Origin of the sequence: Lysinibacillus sp. OL1 (assembly GCF_004332175.1) — a bacterium.
In the GTDB taxonomy this organism is placed as follows: domain Bacteria; phylum Bacillota; class Bacilli; order Bacillales_A; family Planococcaceae; genus Lysinibacillus; species Lysinibacillus capsici.
Genome location: NZ_SJDS01000002.1, coordinates 205,426 through 226,016 on the forward strand (window position 1 = coordinate 205,426; position 20,591 = coordinate 226,016).

At 34.8% G+C, this 20,591-nt stretch carries 19 protein-coding genes, 3 pseudogenes and 1 other annotated feature; of the genes and pseudogenes, 17 read left to right on the plus strand and 5 right to left on the minus strand.

All coding sequences use genetic code 11. From position 1 onward, the window contains the following. The first annotated feature begins 64 nt into the window (after positions 1 to 64). Positions 65 to 958 (plus strand): DMT family transporter, encoded by an 894-nt coding sequence (locus EW028_RS05395; RefSeq protein ID WP_131520178.1) that lies wholly within the window; start codon positions 65 to 67, stop codon positions 956 to 958. Positions 959 to 1,153: 195 nt separating this feature from the next. Here the strand turns inward: EW028_RS05395 and EW028_RS05400 are convergent, their stop codons facing one another. Continuing rightward, positions 1,154 to 1,774 carry a class I SAM-dependent methyltransferase gene (locus EW028_RS05400; protein WP_131520179.1) on the minus strand — a complete coding sequence of 207 codons (621 nt, stop codon included), beginning with the start codon at positions 1,772 to 1,774 and terminating at the stop codon, positions 1,154 to 1,156. 500 nt (positions 1,775 to 2,274) lie between these two features. On the opposite strand from EW028_RS05400, the gene EW028_RS05405 reads away from it, so the two are divergent. After that, positions 2,275 to 2,595 (plus strand): ArsR/SmtB family transcription factor, encoded by a 321-nt coding sequence (locus EW028_RS05405; RefSeq protein ID WP_048392987.1) that lies wholly within the window; start codon positions 2,275 to 2,277, stop codon positions 2,593 to 2,595. A 556-nt stretch (positions 2,596 to 3,151) separates the two neighbouring features. Here the strand turns inward: EW028_RS05405 and EW028_RS05410 are convergent. Next, complete coding sequence (locus tag EW028_RS05410) at positions 3,152 to 3,427, minus strand: YqhV family protein (RefSeq protein WP_048395961.1); 276 nt, start codon at positions 3,425 to 3,427, stop codon at positions 3,152 to 3,154. 341 nt (positions 3,428 to 3,768) lie between these two features. On the opposite strand from EW028_RS05410, the gene EW028_RS05415 reads away from it, so the two are divergent. Together EW028_RS05415 and EW028_RS05420 are read left to right on the plus strand one after the other, a co-directional pair. After that, on the plus strand, positions 3,769 to 4,209 hold the full coding sequence (locus tag EW028_RS05415; RefSeq protein WP_131520180.1) for a TVP38/TMEM64 family protein: 441 nt from the start codon (positions 3,769 to 3,771) through the stop codon (positions 4,207 to 4,209). A gap of 70 nt (positions 4,210 to 4,279) precedes the next feature. Next, on the plus strand, positions 4,280 to 5,815 hold the full coding sequence (locus EW028_RS05420) for a multicopper oxidase family protein (RefSeq protein WP_131520181.1): 1,536 nt from the start codon (positions 4,280 to 4,282) through the stop codon (positions 5,813 to 5,815). Positions 5,816 to 6,178: 363 nt separating this feature from the next. Here EW028_RS05420 and EW028_RS05425 read toward each other — a convergent pair whose 3' ends face one another. After that, entirely contained in the window at positions 6,179 to 6,325 is a 147-nt protein-coding gene (locus tag EW028_RS05425) for a YrzI family small protein (RefSeq protein WP_081011020.1), read from the minus strand. A gap of 819 nt (positions 6,326 to 7,144) precedes the next feature. Here EW028_RS05425 and EW028_RS05430 point away from each other — a divergent pair. Further along, the gene (locus EW028_RS05430; protein ID WP_103118171.1) at positions 7,145 to 7,606 is read left to right on the plus strand and encodes an NUDIX hydrolase; all 462 of its coding nucleotides are present in this window, start codon (positions 7,145 to 7,147) and stop codon (positions 7,604 to 7,606) included. 185 nt (positions 7,607 to 7,791) lie between these two features. Here EW028_RS05430 and EW028_RS05435 read toward each other — a convergent pair whose 3' ends face one another. Then, positions 7,792 to 8,343 carry a recombinase family protein gene (locus EW028_RS05435; RefSeq protein ID WP_112118614.1) on the minus strand — a complete coding sequence of 184 codons (552 nt, stop codon included), beginning with the start codon at positions 8,341 to 8,343 and terminating at the stop codon, positions 7,792 to 7,794. Between the two features lie 93 nt (positions 8,344 to 8,436). Here EW028_RS05435 and EW028_RS05440 point away from each other — a divergent pair, with 93 nt between their 5' ends. The 7 genes and pseudogenes from EW028_RS05440 (at position 8,437) to EW028_RS05470 (ending at position 15,176) form a co-directional block, all read left to right on the plus strand. After that, positions 8,437 to 9,867: a SulP family inorganic anion transporter gene (locus EW028_RS05440; protein WP_131520399.1), complete on the plus strand. Its 1,431-nt coding sequence runs from the start codon at positions 8,437 to 8,439 to the stop codon at positions 9,865 to 9,867. 12 nt (positions 9,868 to 9,879) lie between these two features. Further along, a complete protein-coding gene (locus EW028_RS05445) occupies positions 9,880 to 10,293 on the plus strand; it encodes a universal stress protein (protein WP_131520182.1) in 414 nt (137 codons plus the stop codon). A gap of 491 nt (positions 10,294 to 10,784) precedes the next feature. Continuing rightward, a complete protein-coding gene (locus EW028_RS05450) occupies positions 10,785 to 11,732 on the plus strand; it encodes a helix-turn-helix transcriptional regulator (RefSeq protein WP_066036714.1) in 948 nt (315 codons plus the stop codon). A gap of 67 nt (positions 11,733 to 11,799) precedes the next feature. After that, on the plus strand, positions 11,800 to 12,336 hold the full coding sequence (locus EW028_RS05455; RefSeq protein WP_131520183.1) for a DinB family protein: 537 nt from the start codon (positions 11,800 to 11,802) through the stop codon (positions 12,334 to 12,336). Positions 12,337 to 12,347: 11 nt separating this feature from the next. Beyond that, a pseudogene (locus EW028_RS05460) lies at positions 12,348 to 12,855 on the plus strand (EVE domain-containing protein). Positions 12,856 to 13,039: 184 nt separating this feature from the next. Continuing rightward, positions 13,040 to 13,260, plus strand: a binding site (T-box leader). Positions 13,261 to 13,389: 129 nt separating this feature from the next. Continuing rightward, positions 13,390 to 14,670, plus strand: a complete 1,281-nt coding sequence (serS, locus tag EW028_RS05465) for a serine--tRNA ligase (RefSeq protein WP_131520184.1) — start codon at positions 13,390 to 13,392, stop codon at positions 14,668 to 14,670. Positions 14,671 to 14,792: 122 nt separating this feature from the next. Next, on the plus strand, positions 14,793 to 15,176 hold the full coding sequence (locus tag EW028_RS05470; RefSeq protein WP_131520185.1) for a pilus assembly protein PilB: 384 nt from the start codon (positions 14,793 to 14,795) through the stop codon (positions 15,174 to 15,176). Positions 15,177 to 15,450: 274 nt separating this feature from the next. On the opposite strand, the gene EW028_RS05475 is transcribed toward EW028_RS05470, so the two are convergent. Further along, positions 15,451 to 16,659, minus strand: coding sequence for an MFS transporter (locus EW028_RS05475; protein ID WP_131520186.1), 1,209 nt, complete (start codon positions 16,657 to 16,659; stop codon positions 15,451 to 15,453). A 239-nt stretch (positions 16,660 to 16,898) separates the two neighbouring features. Here EW028_RS05475 and EW028_RS05480 point away from each other — a divergent pair, with 239 nt between their 5' ends. The 5 genes and pseudogenes from EW028_RS05480 to EW028_RS05500 form a co-directional block, all read left to right on the plus strand. After that, the gene (locus EW028_RS05480; RefSeq protein WP_131520187.1) at positions 16,899 to 17,342 is read left to right on the plus strand and encodes an Lrp/AsnC family transcriptional regulator; all 444 of its coding nucleotides are present in this window, start codon (positions 16,899 to 16,901) and stop codon (positions 17,340 to 17,342) included. A 299-nt stretch (positions 17,343 to 17,641) separates the two neighbouring features. Continuing rightward, positions 17,642 to 18,390: pseudogene (locus tag EW028_RS05485) on the plus strand (class I SAM-dependent methyltransferase). A 197-nt stretch (positions 18,391 to 18,587) separates the two neighbouring features. Beyond that, positions 18,588 to 18,806 carry a hypothetical protein gene (locus EW028_RS05490; RefSeq protein ID WP_131520188.1) on the plus strand — a complete coding sequence of 73 codons (219 nt, stop codon included), beginning with the start codon at positions 18,588 to 18,590 and terminating at the stop codon, positions 18,804 to 18,806. Positions 18,807 to 19,041: 235 nt separating this feature from the next. Then, the gene (locus tag EW028_RS05495) at positions 19,042 to 19,737 is read left to right on the plus strand and encodes an alpha/beta fold hydrolase (protein WP_131520189.1); all 696 of its coding nucleotides are present in this window, start codon (positions 19,042 to 19,044) and stop codon (positions 19,735 to 19,737) included. A gap of 218 nt (positions 19,738 to 19,955) precedes the next feature. Then, positions 19,956 to 20,339, plus strand: a pseudogene (locus EW028_RS05500) (hypothetical protein); the annotation flags it as partial. Positions 20,340 to 20,591 lie beyond the last annotated feature (252 nt).

Genomic DNA, 20,591 nt, shown 5'->3' on the forward strand with positions numbered 1-20,591 from the left:
AGGAAAGGACGGAAAAAACACCTAATAGCTCCTATTAAATTGCGGTAGGTTAGGGGAATAGACCATGAAATCTAAATTTCAATTTATCGTATCAATGATTATTTTTGGCACAATCGGTTTAGTTGTGCGTTACATTGATTTAGCGGCGAGTGAAAGAGCTTTACTAAGTAGTTTACTAGGATGCTTATTTTTATTCTTCATCTTCTCCATAATGAAGAAAAAAATATCCTGGAATTTAGTGAAATCGAATGCTTTATTTTTGTTTCTCTCAGGCGTTGCATTGGGAGGAAACTGGATTTTTCTCTATCAATCCTACGACCACACATCACTTGCCAATGCCACACTAGGATATTACTTTGCACCCGTATTTGTAATGATTCTTTCACCTTTTGTACTTAAGGAACAATTATCCATAAAGAAAATAATATGCATTGTCATAGCAATTATCGGTATGATAATGATTGTAGGAGAAGGGGTGAGTGCAACGGCATCAGATGATTTCCTTGGACTTATCTTTGGATTGAGTGCAGCTGCGTTTTATGCGGCATTGTTACTTTTAAACAAATTTATTAAAGAGATGGACAAGCTTGAGCTAACCATTATTCAACTTGGAACAACTGCATTATTACTGCTGCCGTATGTTTTTTTGACAGAAGGCTTTGGGATTTTTGGATTAGCAAGCGCATCTATTCCTTTTATTTTAATTTTAGGTATCGTTAATACAGGAATTGGATTTTGGTTGTTTTTCTTGGGAATGGAAAAATTGAAAGGGCAGAGTATTGCGATGCTAAGTTATGTCGATCCTTTTGTAGCAATATTGATTTCTGCAATGATATTGCAAGAGCAAATGACCCTAGTGCAAATGATCGGAGGGGTATTTTTATTAGGTTCTACATTTGTTAGCGAAATTCGATCTTTTAACTTTTCAAAACAACTCATGAAAAAACAAATAGAGTAACAATTTATCACGGGAGACTTAAATCGATAGTACATGGTATTTAACATTTATAGGGCTGATCCATTACGAAGACAACAATCAGCCAATTCAAGTTGGCTAATTGTTGTTTTTTAAACTCTTGATAAGATGCTTGAGCTTCTTGATGAGTTTCTCCAAAACGTTAACTGCTAGTGCAGCTATGCCCTTAATGATTAGCTAAGAGAGTTTAAGAACTTCAATATATCTATACATACCCTTTAACATAACAGATTCATCTCGTATAATTCTGAGCCTTTGATCATTTTGTTTAAACAACTCCTCAAAACTTCGACCAATATCTGTTCCTAACATACTTATAAATGGCCTTACCAATTTTTTTGTTAGCGTTAGTTTTTGATTTTTAGGAGCAAATTTATCAAAGATAAGAATTCTACCATCCTTCTTTAAAACTCTTATCATCTCTTCAAAGCATTTATTTTCATTAGGAACCACAGAAAGTATTAAACTAGCTACAATATAGTCAAATGATTCATCTGCAAAAGACATTTTTTGAGCATCCATTTCTAAAAAATTGATAGAAGCGTGCTCGAATTTATGTTTTGCTTTGGCTAGCATATCAGGAGAATAATCAATGGCAGTTATATCATAATCAACATAGTTGATTAATTCTAAATCAGCCCCAGTACCAATACCTACATAGAGGATTTTTTGTTTACGCTGAAAAGGCACTTCTTGAAAAATCCTCTTTCTAGTCTTTAAAAAAGTACCTGTATTAAAAAATTTATCGTAAAAGGAAGAGCCAATTTTATAGATAATTTTGTTCCACGTATTATTCAATGCTACATCCAGCCTTTCTACAGAGCGTATGAACTTCTAAAATCCTGTGTCCTCTCCGAAAATAGGAGTGACCCACGCAATAATCTTTGTCATCATGTCAAAATATAATAAAATCCCATTAAAATCAATAATCATAAATGGCTTCTTTTTGGAAGAAACGTAATTTGCGCCAGCTTAAGAAAGGAAATTGAAAAACTAAGTACATTAATAAGTATGTATAATAAGCCTTTATCAGGATTTGTTAGCCCTAAAGCCATTATTACAAGTATCCAGCCAGTTGCGAAACCTGTCCCAAACTTAAACTAATATTCCTTTTCAGACAGTAAAAAATCTAACTTGAGGATGCCTACGTTTATTAGCTGAAGAGAGACCCATATTTTTTAAAATTTTTGACAGACATATTAGGTAGTGCTAGTATGTTTGACACACATATTAGTGATATCGAATATGATCATATCAAAACATATTAGCTAAGTCTAATATGAATTGGAGGAGATTTTGTGACAGAAAAAAATATTGACTTAAAAATTAAACTAATTCATGGATTTTCAAACAAGGTAAGACTTCAAATATTAGAGTGTATCAAAGAGAAAGAGAAGACAGTATCTCAAATCGTCGAGGAATTAAAGGGGAATCAGTCAAATATCTCTCAACACTTAGCCTGTTTAAAAGGGTGTGGCATTATTGTTGGTCGTAATGAAGGAAAATATTGCTACTATAGTTTGAGAAATGAGCGTATTCGCGAACTTCTTGAAATGTTTGATACGGTTTTAGAAGATGTTCATTCTGATGTCGCGTGCTGTGCAAACCATGTAGATTAAAGATATATATAAATAAAAGCAGATTCCATAATTTATAGGGAAGGATGCAGGAGATTTGAAATTATGAGGAAATGGGTGTTCCGTAACTATATGAATGAGCTAATACAGAAAAAATCAAAGATAGAGGAACATCTTTACTAATACGGTTAGTGGTCGTAAAGGTTTAATTAAGGTTAGTCCAAAGTAGAAAACTACCTGATCTGAATAGAAATTATAAAAGGGTTACTGAGATAATGTAACCCTTATTGAGGGAGGTCGTGACGGTCAACCAGCGCCACAACCGTATAAGTGCGTGCGATACACTCAATATAAATTTGTGCAAATAAAGGCTAATTATACATAAAAAAAAGCAGCGTCGTCACACGCTACAGTAATTTAATAAACATGTTAGGTGATTCATAAAAGAGTTTAACAAAGATTATGAATGGAACCATGCTATAAAATAAGTTCGATACAGAAGATAACTTGGATCCAAAAGGTTGTGAAGATTATTTTTTCGCCAAACTCATATTCTGACACTTGTATGCTTTTGCTGAATTTTAGTAATCTTTTATTTTTACTTAATATGTGAGCTAATAATAATAAGTGTTATACCCGTAAATAAGCAAACGATTCTTGTCACAGGTATTTTATCTGCTAGTCCAAATAATGCAATTGCTGTTGTTACGATTAAAACTGTTGGACCAACCAAAGCAAGCATTGTATTAATATAAAATGCTTTTTCTAGATTATTTAACTTTAGCATCAACAATCCAGCACTTACTTCAATACTCCCAGACAATACACGTAAAATAACCATAGCAAGAACCGACTTTTCAATAATTGTCATCATCCTATCTTTATAGAAAATTTAATATAATTCCATCATGAATAGAATAATAGATTTTTGTTTTAATGAAATACTAAAATCAATATATGTATGATACGTATTTAATATTCTTGTTAGATTATGCTTTAATCCTTAGACTAGGAATATAATTAAAGATTTTTCCAATGTTTAGAATTAGCCTAATAAATGAGCTGTGTTTCTATAGTTGAAACACGGCTCATTTTTATTTTTAATCCCTATTTAGATTAATGCTCAATTCGAAAGCTATCAATAAAATTCTAATTCTTATATCACGCTGCATATGCATATATTCTCCATATTTATAGTCTATACTTTATTTTCAAATGGACTATGAAAGGTTGAGTGAGAATAACCTTGTGTTTTTTGGCGTATTCAACGGTTTGTTGATTTCTATTATCGGTGAATCACTTGGTGCAGTTATTAGCTTTATTTTATATAGAAAAGGAATCAATAAATGGAAAAGACCGTTCGTATTACACCCTAAACTTTTAAAATTAAAGGAGTTGGAAGGGTCTGATGCATTTTGGATAATTGTCAGTTTAAGGATTTTACCTTTTATGTCATCAGGTCTTGTGACTTTTACTAGTGCATTTTCTAAGGTGTCTTTAGGCACATTTGCGCTTGCTAGTACGATTGGAAAAATACCAGCCTTAATCTTTGAAGCAGGAGCCGTATATGGTTTTATGCAAGTAAATTTAATAGGGAAAATTGTAATAAGTATCTTATTAATGTTAGATAGAGTGGTTAATACTTGTCCTATTTAATTACAAATCCATAATTTCTCCATACTTCTTTGTTATAGTGCCTATGTAAAGAATAAAAGGAGGAAACATAATGAAATCTAAACTTTTGGTTGCTTCATTATTGGTAGGCGCTATTATAATGGGGGGATGTAGTGCGGGTAATTCGGAATCTAATAATCATTCAAATATGGACCATTCTACTATGTCTGGTATGGACCATTCCAATATGAGTGATGAAGAAATGAAAAACATGGAGGGTATGGATAATAAAGATAGTAGCATGGAAAATGGTCATGCGAGTCACAACAATCCATTAGCATTAAATAATTCAACTGGGGAAAATGAGCTTGCGCTTCCACCTATTATTGAACCTAAAAATGGAATTGTTGATATTACTGCTCAAAAAGGAACGACAGAAATCTTTAAGGGAACTAAAACAGAGACATATGGATATAATGGTTCCTTTTTAGGGCCAATCATTCGTATTTATAAAGATCAAACGGTAACGTTTAGAACTAAAAATGATTTATCTGAACCAACAACATTTCACTGGCATGGATTAGAAATCCCCGGAAATGGTGATGGCGGTCCACACCAAGTCTTAGAGCCAGGTGTAACAGAAGATGTAAATTTTACAGTTAATCAAGGAGCATCTACGCTGTGGTTCCATCCACATCCAGAAGGTGCTACAGCAGAGCAAGTATTTAAAGGTTTAGCTGGCTTAATTTATATTGATGATGAAAATTCGCAAAAAATCAATTTACCGAATGAGTATGGTGTGAATGATTTTCCGTTAGTATTCCAAGATAGACAATTTACTGAAGAAAAGCAATTAAATTATCAAGCAGTCCTTAATGAGGATGGTACAATAGGAGATACTTTGTTAATTAATGGTACTTTGAATCCTAAACTTACAGTCGGTAAAGAAAAAATAAGACTTCGATTATTAAACGGTTCTAATGCTCGTAATTATACGTTTAAATTGAATAATGGAGCTACATTCCAACAAATTGCTACTGATGGAGGTTTCTTAAATCAACCAACTGATATGAAAGAAATTACCTTAACACCAGGTGAGCGAGCAGAGGTAATAGTGGATTTTTCAAAGATGGATGACAAAACTGATATAGCATTAATAAATGAAGAAGGAATTACCCTTTTACCATTTAAAATTGAACAAAAAGCTGCAAGTACAAGTAACATTGCACAAAATTTAAATGATTTTGGTGTTACGGAAGAGGAAAAAACCTTACCAGTTACAAAGAAACTTGAACTTTTTGGTATGGGCACAATGGTTTCAATCAATGGTTCACAGTTTGATATGAATCGCATTGATTTCACTCAAAAACAGGGAGATACTGAAATTTGGGAAATTTATAATAAACCTGATATGATGGGTGGCATGACACATCCTTTCCACATACATGGCACTCAATTTAAAATCGTGTCGATTGATGGGAAAGAACCTCCTTTAAATTTAAAAGGGTGGAAGGATACGGTTTCAGTTGAAGCTGGTCAAACAGTTAAATTAGCAGTGAAGTTCAATAATAAGGGCATTTACATGTTCCATTGCCATGTCCTTGAACATGAAGAAAATGGGATGATGGGTCAAGTTGAAGTAAAATAAAAATAGTTTAAAAACCTCCATATATTTGGAGGTTTTTTAGATGTCATTCAAGAGTGGATTTTAAACGACTTCAAACACCAGATAAAGCCATTTCGTGCCATTTAGATGCTTTCTGTTGCTTTAAAGACTTCTAGGATACGACTTTTTTGTAACTTAACAATTAAAAGTGCAAAAAAACTCCTGAAGCAACCCGTCCTAGATTAGAACGGGTTAGCTAAACTGAGATTATAAAATTAGCTATATTATCACTTTATATTACTCCATCTGGTGGTTGTGTCTTTCTCCAGCCATAAAACTGCATGACGTCTTTTGATCATATAATACATTTCAATTACCACCTTTCATGTTTTTTAATTAACAAGATTAATATTGACGAATACGAATATAATCGTCAATTTTTTTTCGGTTCTCTTCAAAGATTTTTTTCACATATTCATCATGAAGTGCTTTCTCAAGAGAGACCTTACGTTTTGTAATAGTTATCGTGAGCGCAAAAAAGTTTAATATCATTTATTATCACCTCCTTAAATTGTCATGAAAAATGAAAAAAACCGTAGAGAGACTCCTCTACGGCGAAAAAAGGCACAAAAATACCGCAGGGGTACACTTCTCCCTGCGGTATGGATATGCTTATTTACAAAAAAACCTTAAGCGATCCATTCAGATGCGGTCGAATGTGTGATTTTCATTTTTAATGAAGTTGTAGCTACCAATGACATAAATTTAACGATAACGATCATTTTATTCGACCTCCTTAAGAATTTTTTGTTTACTTTGTAAGTATATCTAAATTTAAGTTGTTTGTAAACATCTTTTACAAAGCTTTCCTAATTATTGAAGTGTGAGCTGTTATGGATGCTACGATACATGGGGGGAATCCAAATCCAGTAATTTCTACAGGGGTATGGCTACAAAATGAAAAAACGAAACCCATAGTATTTTATCAAAATTGTAGTTCCAGAACTTTAGGAAAGTTTAAGGATTTTACTACAATTTTGATAAATAAAAGAGGTAAACGTTGAAATGGTCGGGTATGTTGGAGGTCTATTTTAAAAACGAAGAAAATAAGACAAAAAATACGTGCCAAAAATAAACTACGATGATGCAACTAACTGTGAACATTAAAAAAGGGACAATACAAGTTGAATGGAATCATGAAGAAAAATAAAGAGGTAAAAGTTACAATAATGAAGACATAACTAAGGAATGTAATTGTTCAATGGAACTGTAGCTATTCACGAATGTCCAGGTTAGTTCGATACATATATAAGTAGGTTAGTTAAAGAAAGAACAAATTAATTTTAAGGTTATTTTTGGAGGAGATAAGCAATGAGGGCACCTTATCAAGTTTTGGTATTTCCTTATACAATCACTGATCATTCTATTGAATATGCAATTTTTAAGAGAAGTGATTATGGATATTGGCAGGGATTAGCTGGTGGTGGAGAAGAGGGTGAGAATCCTATTGAATCTGCTAAACGAGAAGCATTTGAAGAGGCTGGCATTACAAGAGATTATCCATATATTGAATTAGATTCTATTTCTTCACTACCAGTAGAAGATGTAGTGGGGAATTTCCTTTGGGGAGAAAACGTTTATGTATTAAAAGAATTTTCTTTTGGAGTTAAAGTTCCTACAAAAGATATATCTTTATCCAAAGAGCACCTTAACTATAAATGGTTATGTTTTGAAGAGGCAGTAACACTTTTGAAATGGGATAGCAATAAAACGGCGTTATGGGAATTGAACAAAAGATTAGTTAATCAGTTGAACACCAAACAAAGTTTATGAAAAAAAATATTTAAGCTAACGAGTGCTTTGTTTGAAGAACAAGGAATTGCAAAGGCAGCTCATTTTTATTGTATTAACGTAGCATAGTATTGAAGAATTAATTAAATAAAAAACAAGCCTGCTCAAATTAACGCATAAGCTGGCTTGTTTTTTATTTAATTAATAGTGGTTATAAAGATTTCAAATTACTGTGGTTTTACTTCTATTGACTCTAGATAACGATAAAGTGTTGATTTACTTATACCTGTTTCATTCTTAATATCCAATAATGTGTTTCCAGACTGATACATCTCAATTGCCTTTTTTATATTTTCATCTGATTTCTTAGGTCGCCCAATTGATTTTCCTTTTGCTTTTGCTTCAGCCATTCCCAAAGTAGTTGATTGCTTTACGATATCACTTTGAAATGTTAAAAAGAATTGTAAAACTTGCTCTAGTGGCATTTCAAGAATTTGTGTGGACGTAATATTTTCCTCCATAAAATGAATTGTTACTTGATCTCTTTTACAAATTTTTAGTAGGTCTTCTAAATGCCTAGTTGTATCCGCAATGCTAAAGAAACGAAGTACCTGAATGGTATCGTTTTTTTCTATAGTCATGAGTAATTCTTCAAGAACTAATCGCTTTTTCGCACGACCATGATTTTCAGTAAATAGATGGTCACAATTCTTTAAAGCAGCAGTTTGAATTTGCATATCCTCATCATTAAATAAGGGTCGTTGATAACCATAAATCATATAATTTCACTCCATTTTAGTTCCGTAAAGGTTCCTTTTTGGGAAAAGTGTGCTATGATATTCAAAGATTATATTTTAGTAAAGAAGGAGAATATCATGCAAAGTTTAAAGCAACAATGGCTTGGTAATGTGCGTGGTGACATCTTGTCAGGGATTGTCGTTGCCTTAGCACTTATACCAGAAGCAATTGCCTTTTCTATCATTGCTGGTGTCGATCCAATGGTCGGCCTTTATGCGTCATTTTCTATTGCTGTTATTATAGCATTTGTTGGGGGAAGACCGGGAATGATTTCTGCCGCAACAGGAGCAATGGCACTCGTGATTGCAGATTTGGTGGCAGACCATGGGTTACAATATTTATTAGCAGCAACCATTTTAACAGGAATTATTCAAGTTTTATTTGGTGTATTTGGAATTGCTAAGCTCATGCGTTTTATACCAAATTCGGTCATGATTGGCTTTGTTAATGCACTAGCAATCTTAATTTTCATGGCTCAAGTACCACACTTTTTTCGAGAAGGGTATATAACGTATATATTCATCGTGGTCACATTATGTATCGTATACATTTTACCTCGATTCATTAAAGCAATACCTTCACCGTTAATTGCGATTATTATGTTAACGGCTGTAACATTCATTTTTAATTTTGAACTAAAAACGATAGGAGATCTAGGTGCAATTTCACAGAGCTTACCGCATTTTTTCATTCCAGACGTACCATTTAATTTTGAAACGTTAGTAATTATTTTCCCTTACGCACTAGCCTTAGCGCTTGTTGGGTTAATGGAATCACTAATGACCGCACAAATTGTTGATGATATGACGGATACAAAATCCAATAAAAATATTGAGGCACGTGGACAAGGAATTGCAAACATCGTTAACGGTTTCTTTGGTGGTATGGCAGGATGTGCAATGATCGGACAGTCGATGATTAACGTAAAATCAGGTGGTCGAGGACGCCTATCAACACTTGTGGCTGGGATGTTCCTAATGTTCTTAATCCTGGTACTTGGCAACATCGTGGTCGATATTCCAATGCCAGTACTTGTAGGAATTATGATCATGGTAAGCATTGGTACATTTGATTGGGGATCGTTTAAATATATTGTCAAAGCACCTAAAAGTGAGGCATTCGTTATGCTTGCAACCGTAGCTGTAGTTGTCTATACAGATAACTTGGCGATTGGAGTTGTATTGGGCGTAATTTTAAGTTCTTTATTCTTTGTTGCAACGATTTCAAAGGTACGAATACATCAAGATAACGATAAATTTATTGTAGAAGGTCCTTTATTCTTTGCGTCTACTCAAAAATTTGTTCAAACAATTGAAGCAGTTAAGGATGATATCGTTACAATCGACTTAACAAGTAGCCATTTATGGGATGAATCAGCAGTTGGTGCTGTCGTAAAAGTCGTTACGAAATTAGAAGAGCAGGGGAAAACTGTGAAAGTCATTGGCATGAATCCAGCGAGTGAAAAATTATATAACCAATTATTAAATGTAGGTGTATCACATTAAGGGGGATACTTTTTGTATAAACATATTTTATTGGCTGTTGATGGTTCTGAGAATTCAGTGCGTGCCGCAAAAGAGGCAGTCAAAATTGCTTCTGAGAATTCACTGATTGAAATGGTGTATGTGGCAGATTTTGAAAAGGCGAAAACAGAAGTGTTACATGCTGTATCTAGTGAAAGTTTATTATTAGAACGTAAACGAAAGGTAGCACTAGTAGAAGAAGTTTTAAGAGTTGCTGGGAGTAACTTCAAATTAACGATTTTACATGGTACACCTGGTCCTATAATTGTGAAGTATGCAAATGAAAAGCAAGTTGATCTAGTTATCATTGGTAGCAGAGGCTTAAATACTTTACAAGAGATGGTGTTAGGAAGTGTAAGCCATAAAGTTATGAAAAATGTTCATTGCCCAGCTTTAATAGTAAAATAGCATGCTATAGTGATTCATAGAAAATGGGGATATTATGGAAAAATTTAACTTGTGTATGAAAAATTCACGGGTAGCCATCGTAGTTTTATATAAAAGATTGATCATTTATAATAAAGTTTGTTTAAACATCCTGTATCGATATGCAGGATTTTTTTGTTTAACAAACGGGGCAGTTTAGTACAAAAATTTTTAGGATACTATAAGAAATTATCTGCAAATTGAGACTAGGGATGATTAAAATTACTGAAGAATTATTACGTGAATACCTGTTTTAACAAGGAAATCTAGTTGAATGGTGTTTAAAACCTCTAAATCGAAGCAACTATTATTAATTGTTCCAATAATGTGTTGTACTATGATTCTAAGCAAGCTTTGATATCATTAGGAGGCATACAAACGGAAACCAGGGATATAGCCCCAATACATTGCTTGCTGTTATTCAATTATTGGGCAAGTACTGTAATAGAATGCTGAAATTGTGGAGGAAAAAAATGAATAAAACGGAGAGGCAGCTTGCGATCACGCTTGAATTACAGCGAAGCAAAACATTGAGAGCAGAAGATTTAGCTTCTCAATTTGAGACAAGTGTACGTACGATATATAGGGATATTCAAGCACTAAGTGAGGCTGGGGTTCCCATTTTAGGCGCCCCTGGTCAGGGTTATTCCTTAATGGAAGGATATTTTCTACCCCCGGTTAGGTTCACAGCAGAAGAGGCCGTCTCCCTGCTCATGGGAGCTGATTTTATCGAGCAAAGGTTGGATACAGATTATGGTATTAATGCAAGGTCCGCTAAACGCAAAATTGAGGCTACTTTGTCGGAGTCAGTTCGTAACGAGTCAAGGCTTGTTCGGGAAACAATGCGACTGCTTCATATAGGTGAGCAGTCAACTGAAGAGCGGGTAAAAACGTATCTTAATCAAGTTCGCGATGCAATTTTGAAACAGTGCAAAATCAGTTTTATGTATATTAAAAAAATGCCAGGAACAGATGGGAATCGGAAAAATAAACGTGTGGTCTCTCCATATGGATTAACACTTGTCCATGAAAATTGGGTTTTACTAGCATACTGTGATATGAGGCAAGAAATGCGCCATTTTCGCTTGTCCCGGATGTCCGAGCTTTCTGTGTTGGAAGATCAATTTCTTCTACCAAATGATTTTGACCTAAGTAGCTATCGGCCACCTGACAATCGAGATGAAAGAATAATAATGAGGGCAAACCCCGAAATTGCCGACAAAATCATTGAGGCAGTAAATTTTTATATTGAATCTATTGAGGAGCGGAAGGAGGATGTAATCTTTCAATTTCGTGTTCGGTATCCAGAGGAACTATTACAGCATTTACTTGGCTGGGGCGGAGATATCGAGGTGATTGAGCCGAAGTCTTTACGCTTCAAGATTCGGGAAGTAGCGAAAAAAATTCTAGAACACTACTGACATACACCTGTCAGTAGTGTTCTTTTATACTGTGACTATACCAAGATGAAGAGGAGCTGCTTGAAGGATGAAAAGTACAAAGGAAGTATTGAAGTCATTTGAACTTACAGTAGAAAGATATTTGGCAGAACTGACAAAACTCAATATGGATAAAATACATAGAAAGCTGAACGAAGAAGATTGGTCCATAGGACAGATGTATGTACATTTAATTCAATCAGCTTTCATGCATCTACATAATGTCGAGCAATGTTTAGCTGGTAGCGAATCGACATTGAACCCAGCGAAGGAAAAAACTGAGCAGGGTAAGATTGTTTTTAAACTAGAACAATTTCCTGCTGTTCGTATTAAGGTCCCTGCTTCGCCAAACTATACTCCGCAACCACCAGAGAGCATGGAGCATTTGGTAGAAGGACTTCACAGTGTAGTGGAACGGATGAGGAATACGGAATCAGTTCTACTTCAAGTGCCTGTAAGTAACAAGATACTTCATCCGGCGTTCGGTGCTTTAAACGCGCAGGAATGGTTTATGTTGATTGAAATGCATTACAGACATCATTTTTTACAACTGGATCGGTTGAAAAGTTTAGCATTTGAAGAGTAGGGGGATGCATCATGTCGAATATAACAAGTCAGAAAAGCAGATATTGGATTGGCGTTGTATCCGCTTCTCATGTGAATTTAGCCATAGAAGGGTTTTGCACAGTTATGTCACGGTAAGGCAGCACCTTTGCGTAAAATGTCTCCAGGTGATTGGCTGATATACTATTCCCCTCGCACAGACATGTCCAAAGGGAAGCCAGTTCAAGCATTTACTGCTATTGGTCAGGTTACGGATAACGGTGCTTACAAACATCAAGTGTCGGAGTCGTTTGTGCCATTTCGCAGAGATATGCGTTATATTCCTTGTCGAGAAGTTAAGATTGCATTGTTGTTAAACCAGCTCACTTTTACGCGTGGAAATCGCAATTGGGGGTTACCATTCCGTCGAGGTCATTTTGAAATTGGAGCTGAAGATTTTATGACAATCGTTACTTCGATGTTAGATGGTGAGGAACTCCGAGATATTAAAACACTGATTACATTTTGTGAACAATTTTACTTAAACTATAGTGTACCTTAGTTAGAACAATCTTCAGCAATCGGGTGCAGTACCTTTTTAGTAAGGAATACGTCTTTCTTTAGCTAAAGAGCCATATTGTGAAGTATCTTGTTAAAGTAATAATAGTTCTAGAATAATTTGTATCCTATGGTATGACTTGAAAAATTTGTTTTCATATAGTACAGTATGGTTAAAATTTAAATAACTGAACACGATGATGGGAAGTAGTAGCAAGCACGTTTTTTTTTAGAGAGTCAGCGGGTGGTGGAAGCTGATAAAAGCACTTGTGAATCCGTCCTGGAGTTGCGCAGTCGAAGTGAGTAAAGTAGGCTGTCGCCGGTTGAAATGCCGTTATGAAATAAGTGGATTAGGCAGAAATGTGTCTAGTCAATTAGGGTGGCAACGCGGGTAGCTCTCGTCCCTTTTTAGGGATGAGGGCTTTTTTGTGTTTATTTTGATTTAAACTAGAGCTTTTTGAGTAATCCGCTGAACGAAATTACATCAAGACTTAAAGGATGCAATGATTCCCATCATTAAACTACAGTAGGTATAACTATGTTAGATATCAAACGCGTACGCGATAATTTCGCGGAAATTAAAGAAATGCTATTAACACGTAATGAAGATTTAGGAAACTTAGATGATTTTGAGGATTTAGATGCTAAGCGTCGTGAGTTAATTGCTAAAACAGAAGAATTAAAAGCAGAACGAAATAAAGTATCTGAACAAATTTCAATTATGAAACGCAACAAGGAAAATGCAGATGAAGTGATTGCTCGTATGCGTCAAGTTGGCGACGAAATTAAAGAGTTAGATCTTCAACTAAATGATGTGGAAGAGCGTTTTAAAGATATGATGATGCGCTTGCCAAACATTCCACATGAATCTGTACCAGTAGGCACAACAGAGGATGACAATGTAGAAGAATATACTTGGGGAGAAATTCCAACATTTGATTTTGACATTAAAACACACTGGGATCTTGCTACAGATTTGAAGATTGTTGACTTTGAACGCGGCGCAAAAGTAACGGGTAGCCGATTCTTATTCTATCGTGGACTTGGCGCTCGCTTGGAACGTGCATTAATGAGCTTTATGTTGGATTTACATGCAGAAGAGCATGGTTATGAAGAAATGCTACCACCTGTCATTGTTAATCGTGATAGCTTGACGGGTACTGGAAATCTTCCTAAATTTGAAGAAGATTTATTTAAATTAGAGGAAACAGATTATTTCATGATTCCAACAGCAGAGGTCTCTGTAACAAACTTCTATCGTGATGAAATTTTACTGGCTGATGCTTTACCACAAGGCTTTGCTTCCTACAGTGCGTGCTTCCGTTCAGAGGCAGGCTCTGCGGGTCGTGATACACGTGGTTTAATCCGTCAGCATCAATTCAACAAAGTGGAATTAGTACGCTTTGTAAAACCAGAGGAGTCATATGAGCAATTAGAGTTGTTAACAGGTCATGCTGAAAAAGTGCTGCAATTATTAGGCTTACCGTATCGTAAACTTAAAATGTGTACTGCTGATTTAGGATTTACTGCAGCGAAGAAATATGATTTAGAAGTTTGGATCCCAGCACAAAACATGTACCGTGAAATTTCTTCTTGCTCTAACTTTGAAGATTTCCAAGCACGACGAGCAAATATCCGCTTCCGTCGTGAGCCAAATGCAAAACCAGAATATGTTCACACATTAAACGGTTCAGGTCTTGCGATTGGTCGTACAGTTGCCGCTATACTAGAAAACTACCAACAAGCAGATGGAAGCGTAGTAATTCCTGAAGTTTTAAGACCATACATGGGTGGTAAAGAAGTAATTGCCCCAAAATAAATAAGTAGAGATTGCGCTTCTCCTTCAAGAATAGGGCCAGATTGTGAAATAACGTCTTTATAGTAATTTAGGTTAGTCGTCATCTTAAAGACTGGATTATAATAACAAAAGAGGTGACTTGAATGAGAAAGATTTCTATAGCAAAAATACTTTTTTTCCCGATAATAGTAGCATTAGTTACCACATTAAGTATCGTGTTTATCGAGGGAGTATTCCAATCGGATATAATGCCTCCTTCGACAGCTGAGAAAGTACTGCTTTCTGTACTGCTCTATTTAGGAATCTATTTATTTACTATTATCTTTGTAGTCACTATTGAAATTTATTTAACTCATAGAATAAAAAACAAAATACTTTCTTTTGTTCTAACAAATGTTATCGGTTTAATTTTGGTGGGTTGCATTGATATTTGGTTCTTTACTCTTGGTGGTTTTAGGTCTATATATTTGATTTTCCCATTGTTCTCAATTTTAACGTTAATACGATTCAATTCTGATGCGAATTAAAAAATATAGAGAAGGATGACTGAAGGTTGGTTATCATTTCCTTCAATATTCAATACTCGGGTGCTTTCCTTGAATAAGAAAAGTTCTTTTTCATTAAAGGGCCAGATTATTGAACAAAAGAAGTAGGCACATTAAAAAGATAGAGAAAGTCTTTGAAATAATGCGATAGAAGACCAAATTCTATCTAGAGCGACATGGTATATGATTCAGCAAATATCAAATATACCCCCTTAGATAAATTTATCTAAGGAGGCTGACTACCTTCTTTACACAATCATTGTTTTTGAGGAAACCCATAAACATTTGCACGAAATGCTACTAGGAACCCAAGAAGAATGAGGATAAACATTACCCCTGGAAAAGAACCCACATCAAATGATTCTATTAAGATTGCTCCTATTGCACTCCCACCACCAATAGCCAGATTCCAAACGGTAACTAACATAGATTGGGCAATATCCGCCCCTTTTTTAGCATTGTCTGCTATTGCTGTTTGCGTCAGTGTTGCTGCTCCCCCAAAGGTTAACCCCCATAAAGTTACAGCAATGTAAATGATAATAGGATGATTAATTCCGATACCTAATGCTAATGATGCTAACCCAAATCCGGCCAGACTCATTAAAACTAAAGTACGTAGTCTATGCTCAATGAACATACCTACAACCCAGATTCCAACTAAAGATGCAATACCGAAAACTAGTAAAACCAAATCGACTCGTTGAGCAAGACCTGCTTCGGAAAGGTATGGGGCAATATAAGTATATAGTATGTTATGAGAAAGTATCCAAGCTAATACAACAAACAAAATTGGGCGAACTCCAGGGGTACTGAAAACTTCCAGAAGTGTCATTCGCTTCTCAGATGTTTGCCCAGGATAGTCTGGTATTTTCCAGATAATCCATAAAATCAAAAATACTGCTAAGAGTGACATTATTCCGAAGACAAATCTCCAACCAACAAAGGAACCGAGAAATGTCCCGACAGGAACACCAAAAGCTAATGCAAGAGGAGTACCAATCATGGCTACTGCCATTGCTTTTCCCTTCAGTGACTCTGGTGCCATAAGTCGTGCATATCCAGCGGTCATTCCCCACAGTACTCCAGCAGTTACTCCCGCAAAGAAGCGAGCTATTATCGTTAAGGTCAAACTAGAAGATAAGGCTGTAATAGTATTAAATACAAGGAACCCAATAATACATAAAAGCAGTAAGGGCTTCCTGTGCCACCCTTGTGTTGCAGTGGTTATGGGAATAGCTGCAATTAGTGAACCAAGAGCATAAGCTGTAACAAGTTGACCTGCAAGAGATTCTGACACATCGAGTCCTTCACTTATCTCTATTAATAAACCAGCTGGTATAGTTTCTGTAAGGATACATATGAACCCAGCCATAGCTAGTGCAATTAAACCTGCCCAAGGAAGACGTTCTGATGATATTTCATTTGGTTTTTCATTTTGGTTATCTAAATCAATATTATAATCCATTTATAAAAGGCCCCCTGATTAGTTGATAGGATTAATTATACAAATTGTATTTTAGATTTTACATTTGATATTAAAAGAATAATTTCATATTTAACTGTAAAATCAATGTATTTTAGGGATATTACATTTGAAGTATAATATAATGATTAGGGGATCATATTCGTCTTACAATTTGATTAGTTAAAATAGCTATTAAATGGTAAATGGTGGTATCGTATATTATATGAAGGGGTGCTTAAATGGATAGTATTGATGTAGATATATTAATGCATTTACAATCAGATGCTCGGTTGTCAATGACTGCACTTGGAAAACTTATTGGATTATCTCAACCAGCAATAACAGAGAGGGTAAAAAGACTAGAGGAACAAGGCGTGATAAAAAGCTATAGAGCTAAAGTATCGAATGAGAAAGTTGGAAAATCCATTGTTGCTTTTATCCTTTTCCGTACCACAAAGTGCAATAATTTCGTTGATTATTGTAAGCAGGCTTCACAAGTAGTAGAATGTCATCGAATTAGCGGGGAATACAATTATTTGATTAAAGTAGTAGTTGAATCAACAAAGGAACTCGAATTATTTGAAAATGCTAGTATGAAGTATGGTGATTCAACTACATTGATTTCCTTATCATCACCTATTGAAGACAAGCCGTTGATACCAAATTTAAGTGTTGATTATTAATAATATTATTTTTTTAACCATACAGTTACTTAAGGCTATCAAATTAAGTTTTGAATGCCTTTCTAGTAGAAAATAACCATGTTGATATAACAGCGTTTATAGTATGTTTCCTATTAAACTTTATTTCACAAATGGCAGTAACCACTACCTTAATATTCAACAATCGGGCGCATTTCTGTCATAAGGATCAGCGCTCGTTTTCATTAAAGGGCCATTTAATAGAATAAACTTTTGTAAAGATAATAGAAATATGACGTGAGATTTTCGTCCAAAATCAAACTGTACGGGGGAGTAAAAAAATGAAGCAAAATATTTACGATAATTCAACTTTTTTTAAGGATTACATAAACTTACGTGAAAGTGGAATAACCTATAATGATTTTATAGAGCAACCAGCAATTAAATCAATGATTTCGAATTTAAAGGGAAAATCGGTATTAGACCTAGGCTGTGGCGATGGTCACTTTTCAAAGTATTGTGTAGAAAACGGAGCAGAAAAAGTGATTGGTGTAGACATCTCTAATAATATGATTGAGCGGGCTAATAAGATTAACAAAGATAACAATATCGAGTTTGTATGTTTACCGATTGAGGACTTGAATTTAGCCAATCAAAAATTTGATCTAATTATAAGTTCTCTATCTATACATTATGTAGAAGATTACCGAACGCTGATTCGAAAAATTAATGGACTATTAAAAAATAATGGGGAATTTATTTTTTCAACTGAACACCCAATAGCGACTGCCCGAAAAGGAAGTAATCATTGGATTAAGAATGAGGAAGGCAACAAACTACACTGGGCATTAGATAATTACCAAGAAGAAGGCATAAGAGAACACGATTGGGTTGTTGATGGAGTAGTTGTGTATCACAGAACCATTCTACTTTAATAAACACGCTAATTGAAGGTGGACTTGTACTAGATAAAATCATTGAACCACAGTCAATTTCGACTGGGCTGGAGCAAATGCCAAATTTAATAAATGAGAAGCGTAGACCCTCTTTTATTATTATTAAATCAAAAAAACAAAATAAAACTGATTAATATTCGATTACGATTACCGTTAAAATAAACAATTATTGATTACAGCAATCGGGCGCGTTTCTTTAAGGAATGCGTCTTTTTTTATTAAAGGGCCATATTGTGGAATAACAAAAAAACTGGTAGATAAAGATTATGAAACTATCAAGAAATTTAAGCGTATATTAGTTATGCAACAATTTAGGAAGGTGCTGTAAAAGATGGAGTTATTTATAGTCATCATTATAATATATGGAATTTTAATTTGGACCTATTTCAACCCAGAGGAAAGTTTATTATGGGGAAAACGAGGGATGTACAAAGAAGAACCTCAATTAACTGAAAGTGCAATTCGTAATACAAAAGTGAAAGCCTTAATCAGTATTATTGTGATAACACTAATTATTATTATTTATATAATTACGCAAATTTTGAATTAGTAAAAATCCTTATCCAACAATTGGGCCCAATTCGGTGCAGCACCTTCCTGAATAGGAAACGTGCTTTATTCAATTATAGGGCCAGATTGTTGAAGATAGAGCAATGAATATTATGGCTAAAGAGAGAAAGAGTTTAAGAAGGAAATATTCACACATTCGCTGAAATATTATATAGATATGGGACATTAAATAAATCGGGTTTCAAATGACGAACCCCCCTAGGAGATGATCAGAGATGGAAATACGGGTGAATCAAATTGAATTGAATGGGCTCACTTTTCAATATCGTGAGAGTGGGGAACCTTCTGCACCACCGGTGGTTGCACTTCACGCACTGGGAAAAAGTGCTGAATCATGGGATCAAGTAGCTACTGTATTAGGAGAAAAATATCGATTTTTAGCTTTAGATCAACGGGGTCATGGTGGTAGTGCAAGAACTAGTTCATATACTTTTGAACGAATGTGCGATGACTTGCTTCATTTTGCGAATGCAATGAATTTAGAAAGGTTTACGCTAATAGGTCATTCCATGGGGGGAACAGTATCATATATTTTTTCGGAAACATTTCCTTCAAGGATAGAACGGTTGATTGTTGAAGACACTCCTCCTCCTCCAGTTCCTGATAGGCCGTTTGTAATTCCTTCCAAACCATCTGAACCCCTCTCATTTGATTGGCAGGTTGTACCTTCGATTCTAGGGCAACTTAATGAGCCCAATCCCGAATGGTGGACACGTCTTACTGACATAAACATGCCGACTCTTATTATAGGTGGTGGGAGTACCAGTCATGTTCCTCAAAACAAATTGCAGGAGGTTTCTGAGCTTATTCCAAATTGCAATTTTGTAACGGTAGAGGATGCTGGACACTTTGTGCATGATGCTAATTTACAAGAATTCTTAGCGGCTGTAAAAGCTTTTCTTAATTCCTGAGTTTCCAAATTTAACCTTTACCTTCATTCTTTTTAAACAAACGGGCGCTTTTCTGAAATAAGGAAAGCGTCTTTCTTCATGGAAAGGGCCAGATTATGGAGTGACTTTCTTAATTGTTTCGTTAAGATTGTGAAGAAATGTACTTATGCCAACGTGGCAGCTTAGTTTAACGGAAAATGTTATAATATTATCAAAATTTAGGAAATGGAGTTTAGGAAATGAAGAGTATTAAAAGATTGATTCAAGTTATCTTAGCAAGTACATCAATCCTAATTCTTAGTGGATGTTTCTCTAAAGATGATCTGAATCAACCAATACAAGAATATTTAGAAACAAACTATGGAATACAAGGTGAGTTTTTTGTTATTCAGACAACTAATAATTCGTTTGAAGGGATTGACCATCAAACTTATGTAGAAATGAAAAAGCCATATCGTACTTATCCGTTCTTAATGATTGAAAGAGATACTTTGAAAGTCTTAAAAGATGATAGTGACGATATCTATCTCGAACAATTCAAGGGTGCATTTATTGAGCAGCACCCAGAAGTAGTTCAAGTAATGAAACAGATCATTACACTTAGCTATTTCACAGAGTTCCCTTTTGAGTAAATAGAAGATAATTTGTTTTTATTTTTTAGAATAGCAATTAGCCCACTACGACTAATTCGTAGATGAAGACCAACAAAAAGTTGGTCTTTTTTTGTAGAACCAGTCAATAAATATCTCTTTTGTCTATAAAAATGCTGGTTCGTAAGATATTTTCGATCAAACTAAATTCAAAGCTACATAAAAAAATATTCAAATCGGGTAAAAATCTGTTGCAATTCAAAACATTAAATCATAACATAAGAA